Annotated in this window: 10 protein-coding genes; 2 read left to right on the top strand and 8 right to left on the bottom strand. The window is 43.7% G+C overall.

Annotation, left to right across the window (positions count from 1 at the left end; genetic code table 11):
* Nucleotides 1-214: 214 nt before the first annotated feature.
* From AAG747_RS13100 to AAG747_RS13065, 8 genes are all read right to left on the bottom strand, one after another.
* Nucleotides 215-628: a DUF6691 family protein gene (locus tag AAG747_RS13100; RefSeq protein WP_346821632.1), complete on the bottom strand. Its 414-nt coding sequence runs from the start codon at nucleotides 626-628 to the stop codon at nucleotides 215-217.
* A gap of 54 nt (nucleotides 629-682) precedes the next feature.
* Nucleotides 683-1,240 carry a YeeE/YedE family protein gene (locus AAG747_RS13095; RefSeq protein ID WP_346821631.1) on the bottom strand — a complete coding sequence of 186 codons (558 nt, stop codon included), beginning with the start codon at nucleotides 1,238-1,240 and terminating at the stop codon, nucleotides 683-685.
* Between the two features lie 71 nt (nucleotides 1,241-1,311).
* Nucleotides 1,312-2,721, bottom strand: a complete 1,410-nt coding sequence (locus AAG747_RS13090; protein ID WP_346821630.1) for an MBL fold metallo-hydrolase — start codon at nucleotides 2,719-2,721, stop codon at nucleotides 1,312-1,314.
* 173 nt (nucleotides 2,722-2,894) lie between these two features.
* On the bottom strand, nucleotides 2,895-6,197 hold the full coding sequence (treS, locus tag AAG747_RS13085; RefSeq protein ID WP_346821629.1) for a maltose alpha-D-glucosyltransferase: 3,303 nt from the start codon (nucleotides 6,195-6,197) through the stop codon (nucleotides 2,895-2,897).
* A 390-nt stretch (nucleotides 6,198-6,587) separates the two neighbouring features.
* Nucleotides 6,588-8,012: an FAD-binding oxidoreductase gene (locus AAG747_RS13080; RefSeq protein WP_346821628.1), complete on the bottom strand. Its 1,425-nt coding sequence runs from the start codon at nucleotides 8,010-8,012 to the stop codon at nucleotides 6,588-6,590.
* 289 nt (nucleotides 8,013-8,301) lie between these two features.
* The gene (locus AAG747_RS13075) at nucleotides 8,302-9,354 is read right to left on the bottom strand and encodes a cytochrome-c peroxidase (RefSeq protein WP_346821627.1); all 1,053 of its coding nucleotides are present in this window, start codon (nucleotides 9,352-9,354) and stop codon (nucleotides 8,302-8,304) included.
* Between the two features lie 53 nt (nucleotides 9,355-9,407).
* On the bottom strand, nucleotides 9,408-10,163 hold the full coding sequence (locus AAG747_RS13070; RefSeq protein WP_346821626.1) for an MbnP family protein: 756 nt from the start codon (nucleotides 10,161-10,163) through the stop codon (nucleotides 9,408-9,410).
* A 22-nt stretch (nucleotides 10,164-10,185) separates the two neighbouring features.
* Nucleotides 10,186-11,313, bottom strand: coding sequence for a cytochrome-c peroxidase (locus tag AAG747_RS13065; RefSeq protein WP_346821625.1), 1,128 nt, complete (start codon nucleotides 11,311-11,313; stop codon nucleotides 10,186-10,188).
* A 292-nt stretch (nucleotides 11,314-11,605) separates the two neighbouring features.
* Between AAG747_RS13065 and AAG747_RS13060 the strand changes: the two genes are divergently transcribed.
* Both AAG747_RS13060 and AAG747_RS13055 read left to right on the top strand, forming a co-directional pair.
* Entirely contained in the window at nucleotides 11,606-12,082 is a 477-nt protein-coding gene (locus AAG747_RS13060; RefSeq protein WP_346821624.1) for a WbuC family cupin fold metalloprotein, read from the top strand.
* Nucleotides 12,083-12,437: 355 nt separating this feature from the next.
* On the top strand, nucleotides 12,438-12,950 hold the full coding sequence (locus AAG747_RS13055) for a DUF2480 family protein (protein WP_346821623.1): 513 nt from the start codon (nucleotides 12,438-12,440) through the stop codon (nucleotides 12,948-12,950).
* The last annotated feature ends 498 nt before the right edge of the window (nucleotides 12,951-13,448 follow it).

The raw sequence follows: 13,448 nt of genomic DNA, 5'->3' as shown, positions 1-13,448 counted from the left end.
GCCAATTTTACTACCCATAAAGATAGGGAATTTTTATAGTAACCACCTACACGAAGGCGAACAGCCGGACTTCAATAGAGGGGCATTACCATAAAAAATGTAGGGAAAGAAAGCGTAGGAGTTTGCTATGAGAGCCTGTTGACAGGTGGTAAAAAAAGACCCTTTAGGAAAGCCTAAAGGGTGAAATGAAATTTATGCTTTTTTATTTCAAGTCTTAATGTGGGAGTTTACTGCGAAGTAGCCCGTACACAAAGGTGCCGGCCAAAGCACTGGCGATAATGACAAGAAAAACACCGATTCCCCGGCCTACCAGAATAAACATGGGGCCCGGACATGCTCCGGTAAGTGCCCAGCCACAGCCAAAAATTATTCCTCCGAATAGGTAACGGGCAATACTCTTGGCCTTGGGATTGAAGGTGATCTGTTGGCCTTCTATCCCTCGTAATTGTGTTTTTTTGATGATTTGTACGGCTATAATGCCTAAGATTACGGCCGAGCCGATGACGCCATACATATGAAATGACTGAAACTTGAACATTTCATAAATCCTGTACCAGGAAATTACCTCTGCTTTGCTCAATACGATTCCGAAGAGTACACCAAGCACTAAAAATTTTAAATACTTCATAATTTTATTGGAAAGAAAGGCATCTTTGAGCCTTCTTATTTTTCAAATCTAATCTTATAACAAATAGGGAAGTACCAGGTAGGTAACGGCTAAACCTCCTATAAAAAAACCGATGACTGCAATAAGCGAAGGCAATTGCAAATCGCTCAATCCACTGATGGCATGACCGGAAGTACAGCCACCTGCATACCGGGTACCAAAGCCCACCAAAAAACCTCCGACTACCATCATGATAAAACCTTTTACCGAAAAGAGATTTTCCCAATTGAATAACTCAAGAGGCAAGTAAGCGGCTCCGGGTTGGGCAATACCTAACGCTTGCAGCTCTGTTACAACTGCCGGGCTCAATTGCACGGATTGATCAGGGGTAAGGTAGTGACTGGCGATAAACCCTCCGATCACCGTGCCTAATACGAAGATGAGGTTCCAGATTTGGCTACGCCAATCGAATCTGAAAAAATCACTGAACTTACCGGCACCGGATATGCTACACATCGTCCGGAGATTAGAGGAGATCCCAAAGGTTTTGTTAAAATATAACAGTAAAAACATTACCAAGGTAATTGCAGGGCCTGCAACATACCATGGCCAAGGTTGATAAATCAATTCCATGTTGCTTTGTATTGTTTACTTGTACGATGAGTAAGTAAGGTCAGTGGCCTTTCCCACCGACCTCCAGTTCCCTATTTGCTCTTGGAAGGGCAAACGTAATCGGTTGTAGGTAAAGTAGTTTTTTTGATTGCGGCAAACCCTCCGGCTATGTCCACGACATTGTTAAATCCTCTCGATTTTAGGATAGAGGCGGCAATCATCGAACGGTACCCTCCGGCACAGTGGATATGGTATTGTGTGGCCGGATCTAATTGGCTCATGTTTTTATTGATATAATCCAACGGATAGTTTTCCACATTCTCCACATGCTCCGCAGCATACTCAGTAGGCTTTCTCACATCTATTACATGCAGGGAAGAAGATTCGTATTGTTTGGCGAACTCTTCCGCAGAGATTGAGAGAATACTGTCGATTTCTTTGCCGGCTGCTTTCCACGATTCCAAACCTCCTTTCAGGAAACCCATACAGTTGTCGTAACCCACTCGGGACAAACGGGTGACCACTTCTTCTTCCCGACCTTCTTCTACTATAAAGATGATGGCTTGTTGCAAATCAGTGATCAAAGCGCCTACCCAAGGGGCAAAGCTGCCATCCAAACCGATAAAGATAGCATTGGGAATATGCTCTTTGGCAAATTCCTGAGGTTTCCGGGTATCCAATACCAAAGCTCTTTCGTGGTTGGCCATTGCTTCAAACTCCTCCGGGCTAAGGGGTACGATACCTTGTGCCAATACCTTGTCCAGGCTTTCGTAACCGGTTTTGTTGATCATGGCATTTTTAGAGAAATATTGTGGCGGAGGCAAAATGCCGGAAGTAACTTCCTCGATGAATTCTGCTTTGCCCATGTCAGCTCTCAAGGCATAGTTGACCTCTTTTTGATGGCCTAAGGTATCGTAGGTTTCTTTACTCATGTTTTTCCCGCAAGCCGATCCTGCTCCGTGTGCCGGGTATACAATTACTTCGTCCGGCAAAGACATAATTTTATTCCGGAGGCTATCAAATAAGTGTCCGGCCAGGTCTTCCCGGCTAACCTCCGAGGATACGGCCAGGTCCGGTCTTCCTACATCGCCGATAAACAACGTATCTCCTGTAAAGATTGCTTTTTCGTTTCCTTCCTCATCCAGCAACAGATACGTGGTGGACTCCATCGTATGTCCTGGTGTGTGTAAGGCTTTGATGCGGATTTTTCCCAATGGAAATTCTTCTCCGTCAGTTGCGATATGGCTTTCAAAAGCGGTTTGGGCCGTAGGGCCATAGATAATCGTTGCTCCGGTTTTTTCTGCCAGATCTACATGCCCGGAGACAAAGTCTGCATGGAAGTGTGTCTCGAAAATATATTTGATACGGGCACCTTCTTCTTGAGCTTTGCTCAGGTAAGGGGCGGTTTCGCGAAGAGGGTCGATGATAGCCGCTTCCCCGTCAGATTCGATATAATAGGCTGCTTCCGCTAAGCACCCCGTATAAATTTGTTCTATTTTCATCTTTTGTTAAGTTTTATTCTGGATCTGATACAAAAGTAACCAGCCCAAGTGAGCAATACAGTAACTTTTGTTACAAATAACCCAATAGGCCTTAGAACAAGAAAATGACCGGTGAGCTTTTCAGGAATAGAGGGGTAAGGCAAGAGTGGCACTCTTGCCTTTGGGAGGTGTTTTTAAATCCCCGCTTTTAAAATCCGTTGAATGCCCCGGATAGGCACATATACCGAAGTTGGGTTTTTCTTGGCCATTTTGCCCAATTCATGTATGGATTTTTCTAACAAGAAAATTTTAAGCAGCAAGTTAAAATCTTCCGGATCATCGGGAAACAATGCAGCATTCTCCAAGTGCTTTTTATAAGAAAGGATAAAATAACCGGAGGCAAAATCGGCCCAGAATTGTCCGAAGTCAAATTTGCGGTCGTGACTGGCAAACTCTTTTTTAGCAACATAATGAATGGAAGAGATCATACTGGCTAAGTCGCGCAACGGTGATTTTTTCAAACGCCTTTCACTTAAGGTAAAAGAAGCATCTCCTTCAAAGTCTGTAAATACAAAGTCTCTTCCGTTAAAGAGGGTCGTTCCCAGATGGAAATTGCCATGCACCCTGATTTTGTAAGTGTTTTGTTTTTTTGCATAAATCTTTCTCAACTCCTGAAGGATAAGGTCATGCTGTTCCAGAAATTCCTGGACTTCCGTTTGCATGTTGGCCGGCATGTTAGGCATATTTTTCTTCAGGATCTGAAAGGTCGTCCGCACAGAGGATTTCCAAGAGGCAAACAAAGAGCGTTGATAATGCAGGGAAAATTCTTCTCTGCCGAAATTTGGATCTTCCGGTTTGGAGAACAACGCCCGGTGCATTTCCGCAGTCCGGATGCCCAAGAGCCGCAGGTGTTCCAAATACGCTCCGCCAAGCAAATCCTGGAATTCGTAATCCAACTCTTCAAAGCTTTGAGGCTGGGAGAGAGGCAGTGAGAACATCGGGAACTGGTAGTCCAAGGGACGGGAAGCTGCATGCTCCAGGCAGCGCTCAAATGCATCGGCAAAATGACTCCAGGCGGTTTCATATTTCGGAACAAACTCCTGAAAAATGCCTAAGGTAACCGGTGGAGCGTCTTTTTTTTGATGTACCAGTGAACCTAAGTATTTGGGTACATGGGTAAAACCGGCACTTTGTGAGAGAAAACGGCTGATTTCGACATTGCGGGTTGAGCCAAAGTCCAGATTGCGATAGACTTTGATGACAAATTTGCGGTCGTATTTGATGACAGAGCGGCTTTTATACGAATGGGAAACGGAGGTACCCAAGCTCCCGTTATCTTTGAGCAATTGTTTGTACTCCGGCAATACTTCACTGGTAATTTGTTCGGGGCCTGTCTTTCTCTTTTTTAGCGTTTCACTCGCTAAGTATTGACGGAACTTGGGGTTCTGAATGGCATCGTACAAGACGGCAGACTGTTTCCGGATTTCTACCAAAGATAAAATACTTTCCCTGAAATTTTCCTGGACATGCTTTTCAGTTTCTCCGAGCGCCAGGCTCATCGGAAGAAAGTAGTATTCAGGCAAACCTTCCGTATAACTGACTTCTACTTCCATATACACAGTATGCGTACAGCGAGGGTGCAAATCTTCTACAAAAACCGTATTCACATAGTCTATTTTCTTTTCGTTACCTCTGAACCAAGGCTGATTGCTAAGGTAATTGGGCAATACCTTTGTTTCCAGCTCATTCAAGGATTTGTTATCCATCAAGCTCTCCCAACGGCTTAACCGCAATACATGTAAGGGGACCGGATTGGCTGGTTGTAACAGGGCTTTCTTTTCTTTCTTTAAAATAAACCAATGATACCCGTAAGGCCCCATGGTAAATAAGTAAGGTTGCTTTTCGATTTTCGGAAATTCGTTATGACTAAATACCTCCAAGGGAATATAATCCAAATAGGCAGACAAATCGAGCTGTGCCGGCTGCGAAAACCGGGAAAGGTTGATGATCGTAAGGATGACTTCTTCTTCATAAGAGCGGATAAAGGCCAGGATTTTGGGATTGTCCGGGGCCAGAAAGTTTAGGTCTCCCCGGCTAAAAGCTTTGTACTGTTTCCGGGTTTTTAAAATGCGTTTCATCCACCATAGCAGGGAGTTGGGGTTGCGTTGTTGGTTTTCTACATTGATATTTTCGCATTTGTAATCGGGGTCCATGATCAAGGGTAAATAGAGCTTCTGAGGATTGGCATCCGAAAAACCCGCATTTCTTCCCGGGTCCCATTGCATAGGAGTACGTACTCCGTCCCGGTCTCCCAAGTAGTAGTTGTCGCCCATCCCGATTTCATCTCCATAATAAAGGACCGGAGTGCCGGGCAGCGAAAAGAGCAACATGTTCATCAACTCTATCTTTTGACGGTTATTTTCCAATAAAGGAGCCAGGCGTTTCCGGATGCCCAAATTAATCCGTGCTTGAGGGTCTTTGGTATATACTTTATACATATAATCCCGTTCCTCATCGGTGACCATTTCCAGGGTGAGTTCATCGTGGTTGCGCAGAAAGGTAGCCCATTGGCAGTTTTCCGGAATGCTGGGGGTTTGGTCGTAAATATCGATGATCGGGTAGCGGTCTTCCATATTCACCGCCATGAATAAACGGGGCATTAATGGGAATTGATAATTCATCTGACATTCATCCCCCTGCCCGAAATAGGCTACGGAATCCTCCGGCCACATATTTGCCTCTGCCAAGAGCAATACATTCTCGTACTTGCTGTCTACATGGGCCCGTAGTTGTTTTAAATATTGATGTGTCTCCGGTAAGTTTTCACAATTGGTTCCCTCCCGTTCAAACAAGTAGGGAATGGCATCCAAGCGGAACCCGTCCACCCCCATGTCCAGCCAGTAGTCAATGATTTTAAAAATTTCCTTTTGCACCCGGGGGTTATCGTAATTCAGGTCGGGTTGATGGTGAAAAAAACGATGCCAGAAGTAGGCTTGTGCCTCATGGTCCCAAGTCCAGTTAGAAGCTTCATAATCGGTGAAAATAATCCGGGTGTCTTTGTATTTTGACTGAGAGTCTGACCAAACATAGTAATCCCGGTAAATGGAGCCCGGTTTTGCCCTGCGTGCTCTTTGAAACCATTCGTGCTGATCGGAAGTGTGATTAATGACCAACTCCGTAAGTACTTTGAGGTTGCGTTTGTGGGCTTCTCTCAAAAAGCGTTTGAAGGTTTTGATGTCTCCGTAAGCCGGGTTGATATTGTAATAATCCGAGATGTCGTACCCATCATCTTTGGAGGGAGAAGGGTAAAAGGGAAGGAGCCAGATGCAAGTCACTCCCAAATCTTCCAGGTAGTCAAGTTTGCTTAACAGCCCTTCAAAGTCTCCGATTCCATCATTGTCTCCGTCCATAAAAGCCTTGATGTGGAGTTCATAAATGATTGCATCTTTATACCACAAAGGTTCTCGGTTCAGTACTTGTAATTTCTTTTTTTTCATAGGTTCAAGAGCGTTCGGTCGATTTCAGTTGGAACCAGGTTCCGAAAGAGTTAGATGTGCGGAAGTAAAATGTTATCTGTCCGAAATAGCGGATCAAAATTAATTTGGCCCTTTGATGGGTATGTACAGTCCTGAGTGGCGGATAATGCATGTAACGGTGTTTGTCAAAAAAAGCACATATACATGCATGATGTTTGAACTGTAAATTCATCCGCATTAGATCGCAAGCCAAACCGCTTTTGCGGTTTTACTATTGAAAATATAGATCATCTTTTGGCTATGCAAATTATTGGCAGAATAGTCGCTGAAATACTGCTTTAAAGATGGAGGAAAAAACACTTGGGGGTTGAATAATGGAAGAAGGCATGCAATTGCCTTCTTCCTGACCGGTCAAGCCGGAGGGTGGATATTCTGGTTGAAACGGAATATATTCTGCGGGTCATATTGCTTTTTGAGTTGTACCAAGCGCTTCCAGGTGCTTTCTGTATAAGCATCTTTCACGCGCTCTTCTCCTTCTTCACTCAAAAAATTCACATATACACCTTTCGCAAAAGGCTTGGTTTTTTCATAAAAATCCCGGGCCCATTGAATGCACTTTTGATCATCATGTGCGGCATCCCAGCGGGTATGTACGTTCATCAGGAAAGGTGTACTCCGGTGGGCAAAAGCGGTTGATTCACTGGGAACCGTACTGGGTTTTCCTTCCATATGCGGAATAAAGACTTCGCAGTGAGGAGTTGGGAAGTGCCGGGCAAAATGCAGGATCTGAGCAATGCATTCGTCCGAAAGGTCTTTTAAATGATGTGACTTCCAATAGTTCCGCATTCCGTGGGCATTGAGTCCGTCAAATGCCGATTGCCAGGCAGTCCAAGGGTGCATGGCCAGCATTTCCCCATGGGGAGAGCAAAAATCTCTTAAGGGTTTTAACAGATCCTCTCCTTTTTGGGCCTTACCCAAATAAGCAAAGGCAGTGACAACTACCAATTTCCCATGGATGTCAGCAGGAAGAAAAGGTAAAGGCGGGGCATTCCGGAGCACAATCCAGGCACTCATTTCATCGGGAAGCTGGCGGGCATAGTCACGATAAAAACGCAGGTAAGGCTCTGCTTGAGCAAAAGGGGTGACAAGCAATCCGGAGTATACTTCGGTGCCGATATCCACACATTGGAATTTGAAAGAAGTGACAATGCCGAAATTTCCTCCGCCACCGCGTATGCCCCAGAAAAGGTCTGTATGCTCGTCTTTACTGACATGGCGAACCTGACCATCGGCAGTGACCATGACTACGGATAATAAATTGTCAATGGAGAAGCCGTGTTTCCGGCTGATCCAGCCAAATCCTCCTCCTAAAGTAATTCCTCCTATACCGGTGTGAGAAACGATGCCGGAGGGCACAGCCAGTCCGTAAATTTGTGTCGCATGGTCCACATCGCTTAACAGGCATCCGCCATCTGCCCGGACGGTTTTGTTTTTTTTGTCAACATACACAGAACGCATTACTGATAAATCTACCATCACCCCTCCGTTACAAGCAGCATTGCCGGCTACATTATGCCCTCCGCTCTTTACGGCAACCGGCAAGTTGTTTTCCCGGGCAAAATTTACGGCTTGTACCACATCATAAGTGCCGATACAGCGCACGATCAGGGCTGGTCTCCGGTCAATCATGCCATTCCACAATTGGCGGACTTTTTCATAATTTATGTCTTCTGGCAACAGTAGTTCTCCTTGTATCTGAGAACGCAAATTCTCTAATGCCGCCTCATCAAGTGAAGTATGAGTCCCGGTCAGGGTGGTAGCTTCTAAAACTTCCATAGAATTGGTTTTGAGGTGATTAGGAAAATGTTAGTTGTGATAAATAATTATTGGAATATAACTAAAACTGGGTGAAGCCAATACATATGTTGTGAAGAAGGTTGGTTGAAGTGAGTGTCGCAATGTATAAAGGGGTTGCGGGATGGATTAGATGGAGGAGCTTATTTAAAGATAAGTAAATTTAGCGTATTTGTAAAGACAAAAATTAACAGCTGTTTTCTTGTGAAAGGCGTGCTTTCAGTTGTATTGCTTACAGAGATATGATTCACCTGTAAAGTTACCCTGGCTTCTATTTTACAGAAGAGGGTTGATACAGAAAGGCAGAGTCCGTCAATGTGTGTAAAAATGCTATCAAAGCGGTTTGTTCTGTAGAACTCAACGACAGCCCGGGCTTTTGAGGGTCTTGTAACAAAGCCGGGTCAAGTGAAGGAACCGGGAGTACTTTTTCCCGGTAGTGATTCAATACGTGTTGTAAAGTGGGATAGCGGCCATCGTGCATATAAGGCGCTGTAGCGGTTACATTGCGTAGGGTAGGGGTTCGGAATTTGCCCATGTCCGTACTATCCCTGGTAATCCGGAATCTGCCCTGAAGGATTCCTAATGCCCCTTCTTGATATACACTGTCCAAGCCAATATGGTGGTAATCATCATCTGTAAAGAAAGGGGGAGGATGGCAGCCACTGCAATTTTTTGTAAACAATTCCAAGCCTTTTAATTCTAATTCCGAAAAACCTGCGGCATCTTTTATAAAACGGTCATATTTGGAATTGCCGGAGATCAAGGTGCGTTGGTATTGGGCCAAAGCCCGGGCGATCATGGCATTGGTAATGCTATCGGAGCCGAACACGGTTTTAAAACGCAGCCGGTACTCTTTCCGTTGACGGAGTTCTTGGGGGAGTTCTTTCAGGTTTTGTGCCATTTCATCCGGATGTAATAAAGGAGCAAAAGCTACCGATTCCAAGTTTTTGACCCCTCCGTCCCAAAAGAGTTCTTTTCGCCAGGCAAGGTTGATTAAGGGCAACGTATGCCTGGAAAGCGCTTGCTGACTGCTTCCCAAGGTACTTAAGGTTTGTCCGTCTGCATAGCCTAACGGTTGAACATGACAAGTGGCACAGGAGATCGAGTTATTCCCCGATAGTGCAGGATCGTGAAATAAAAGTTTGCCTAAGGCAACCCCTTCGCGACTTATGGGGTTATGAGCCGGAGATGGCAGGCTGTCAGCCAAGGTCACAGGTACTGATACGACCGGCTCTTGAGGAGAGGGCTTTTGGCAAGCACTTAAAAAACAAAGCAGCCCTATACTATATATATATAGTGTATAGTTCGCTTTGAATTTACTCAAAAGAAAATAGAGTATGTTTATCAGGCTGGGGGTCACTCCTTCTTTTTTTACGGTTATCGGACTTCAACAGATACCACCTTCAACATCCCTTGAGTGTAATTTTCTACAACCTTCTGGCTGACTTCACCCATCATCACCACATTGTTGTCTGCGAAATTCATAACATTGGGAGCCTCGAACATTTGAGAAAGTTCTACTTCTATTCTAACCGTAGCAGAGGTACTTGCTTCCGAAAAGAGGGGGGCGTTTTGGGAAGAATGCTGCAGAGCCAGTGTCACTTCTTTATAATTTTCATCGGTACCTATATGGTAGATCAACCCCCTGGCTTCGCTGTCTGGAGGAAAAAACTTTCCTTCCAGCAGCACAAACTTATACCCGGTATTCCAGTCCCAAGCCATGTTGTTGGAGGGATCTAAATCTCCGGTATTATCCAGCGAATGGTTTTTTGTGGGATCTACTCCTATACCGAATTCCAAATGCGTATAATTTTCCTTAGGAACATTTTTCACCGTAAAGGAAAACTGGTTGCTGTCGGCTCCCCGGTTGATCAAGTGATAGCTCTCAGCCTCTTCAAATAGCGCCTCGTTAGCTTTTAGCTTTAAATTACTAAGGTAAAACTTAAACTCGTTGACTTGGAAAATATCGCCGTTGGCATTGGTGTAGTTTTTTGTGTTTAATTCCAAAGGCTCCCCATTCATTAAAAAATCAAAAATAAATTTCACCTCTCCTTTAGGAGTAACCTGAGGATCATCCTTTCCGCAGGATACAATGAGTAAGCTGATTAAAAGTAATGAAATAAAAGCCTTCATAGTTTTACTTTGTTAGCGTTTTTTATTTTGTAAAAGGGTTCGAAAAGCGTTCATCGTTGATAAACTCATGGTCCGTCAACATCTGTAAGAATGCCAGGATTGCTTTCTTTTCTTTTTCCGTTAAAAAAAGCTTGACCGGTTCCCCCGGGTGGATGGGTTCATTGCTGGCTTCCAATATCAGAGGGTCCAAGGTTTCGCTTTTTATAATATGCTCATCGTAATGCTCCAGCACGTCTTCTAATGATTGGAAACGTCCATCGTGCATATAGGGAGCCGTTAATGCAATGTTTCGAAGTGAGGGAGCTTTGAACTTACCCCGGTCATAGGTTTGTTGGGTAACGGTCATCAGCCCGGGGGCCAAGTCCGTTTCCCCGTCCAGGCCATTATTATGAAATCCCTGAAAGTCGTTGATGTCTCCACTGGTAAGCGCTCCTAAATGGCAATCTCCGCAATTTCCTCCTCTCAATCCGATTTCCGGGATGGGATGGGTAAAAAACAAGTTGATCCCCAATAGTTCTTCCTCGGTAGGTTTGTACGTACCCTTTAGGTATTGGTCGTATTTTGAATTATGCGAAATCAGTGTTCTTTCAAATTGGGCCAAGGCTTTTGCAATATTTTCGGCCGTGATGGTTTCGCTTCCGAAGGCCTCTTTAAATTTAGCGGGGTATAATTCGGTTCCTTGTAATTTATTGATGGCCCCCTCCAGGCTTTGATGCATTTCTATAGGGTCTTGAATCGGAATAAGAGCTTGTTCTTCCAAACTATTGGCCCTGCCGTTCCAAAAGAACTTGCGCTGCCAAAGTAAATTCACGATGGACATGGCATTTTTGGAGCCTTTGATTCCATCGATTCCCGTACTGAACTGCTTTCCATCGGTAAATGCCTGTTTTTGTTGGTGGCAACTGGCACAACTCATACTATTATCTCCCGAAAGCTTCTTTTCATAAAAGAGCATTCTTCCCAATTCCACCCGCGATAGGTCCGTAGGGTTGTCTTCCGGAATGAGAAAGGAATTGCCAAAGTACTCAGGGTAATCCAGCAGGGGCTTTGGGTTGGGTGTCTCTTTTTCAGAATCAGAAGAAGAGCATTGGTAGAAGCTGATGCCAACCAGGCTGGTCAATAGGGTGATGAAATATATTTTTGTTTGCATGGGCTGTATGTTCCTTTTCTTAGGACACCTCTGTTTCGAAAATCGTTGAAACCGGTTTATTCATTTATGAAATAAACAGGCTAGGAAGTCTTCTGTGATCCATTTTGTTTAAAATTACACCATCACGAAGAAAAATGCTCAAGGGTAATTGACTTTGTATTGCTTAGGCTTCTTTGGTTTCACTCCATATCTTTGTCTTGAATGGGTAAAACAACTAACGAATGAGGATGGCTCCTCTCTTAACTTTTAATTTAAGTTGACCGGGTGTCGGTTGCTAATTTTTTTGATACTTATGATTAAAATTGACCAAACACTGTTAGACGAAGTTTGCAGACAAGCTGAAGGTTCTGCCCGCAAACGCAAAAACTATAATTTCCATACCGAAGCCGAAGATACTCTTCAAAGGATGTTGAATGCTTTGCAACCGGATACATACATTACGCCACATAAGCACGCCAACCCTCCCAAAAGAGAAGCCTTTCTCGTTTTGCAAGGCAAATTGCTGATTGTGGAATTTACAGAGGAAGGGCAAATAGCCGATCATACGGTATTGTCCCAGGCAGAGGGGGGCTTTGGCGTAGAAATTCCGGAAGGAACCTATCATTCTTTAATTGTCTTGGAACCGGATACGGTTATTTATGAAGTGAAAGATGGGCCTTATGATCCTAACAGTGATAAAGGGTTTGCTCCTTGGGCTCCTACAGAGGAGGATCCGGATGCTTTGGCGTTCAATGCTAGAATTTTGAAAGAACTAGGCTTTACTGTTTAGGGCTTACTTAAACTTTGTATCCTAAAAAATTAGGATGCCTGTTCAAAGGGGCATATTCTTTTTGAATAGGGAGTTGAATAAAGTTCTTCCTGGCTCTTGAAGCAAAGGAGCAACTCTTTCTACTATAATATATGAGCGTTTGTCAATAGTCGGGGAGATAGAACCTGTTTTATATAAGAAGGCGAAAGATCAGGAAATGGATAGATGGACTGTTTTGTTTTTAAACTATACCATATATCCTAAGATCCTACCGGAGGACTCAGTCTCTTTTCACATCATACACCCATCGTTGGAATATTGAACATCGGTGGCCTAAACTAAATTTAAAAACTATAGATTAACTGTTTTATTTATCATGGAAGAACCTATTGTAAACCGCGTAGCCAAAAGTGGCCTTATTACCTTAGACTTGGCCGAGTACTATCCACAAGGCGAGCGGGTATTGTTGGATATTAAAGAGCAGCTTTTTCAGGGCCTGCTTCTCAGGGAAAAAGACTTTCGGGACTATATTAAAAACACGGACTGGAGCCAATATCAAGGGCAGTTTGTTGCGGTCATTTGTTCAAGTGATGCGATTATCCCACAGTGGGCGTATATGTTATTAAGTGTAAAGCTTACTCCTCATGCACAAAAAGTGGTGTTTGGGACTTTGGAGGAATTAGAGGACCGGTTGTTCATAGAGGCATTACAGCAAATCAAAGCGGAAGATTATCAGGACAAGATGGTTGTGATCAAAGGCTGTGGAGACATCCCGGTGCCTTCCTCTGCCTATGTGGAAATTGCCAGCAAACTCCAGCCTTTTGTCAAATCTATTATGTACGGAGAGCCTTGTAGCACTGTACCAGTGTATAAGAAACCCAGAAAATGATTTTTTTCTGAGTATTTTTTTAGAAAGCAGTTCTTTTTATCTGAGAATTTTATTAACTTGATTAGTCCATTCCCTTGCTAAATAAACCAAGCTCAAAGATCATCTCAAAAAAAGTTTTGTATATAAAGTTTTTGTATTCAGTATGTTAGGTGATGGGTTAAAAAAAAGATGGGATAGGGGTTTGGAAAGTTGGTTGGGATTGCTACTTTTGCAACCGCTTTCAGAGGGAAAGCAGCGAGAAAAACTAAGGGAAGACGGAGGATGTAAAATGAGAGGGGTTAAAAAAAAACTTAAAAAAGTTTTGGTGATTTGAAAGATGTTTTTTACCTTTGCACTCGCAATTACAGAAAATAAGAGCAAAAGAGAGGGGAAAGTGATTGAGTATGAGGGTGTTAGCTTCGAAAAAGATCGAAAAAAACTTTCAGAAAAATTTGGAGAAAAGAAAAAGATTAACGAATTTTGCTCACCCTTTCGAAACGACGACAGGGGAAATTAAAA

Origin of the sequence: Rapidithrix thailandica, assembly GCF_039710355.1 — a bacterium.
GTDB classification, from domain to species: domain Bacteria; phylum Bacteroidota; class Bacteroidia; order Cytophagales; family Flammeovirgaceae; genus Rapidithrix; species Rapidithrix thailandica.
The sequence above is the reverse complement of the archived record's forward strand: the minus strand, read 5'-3'. Positions and strand labels throughout refer to the sequence as shown.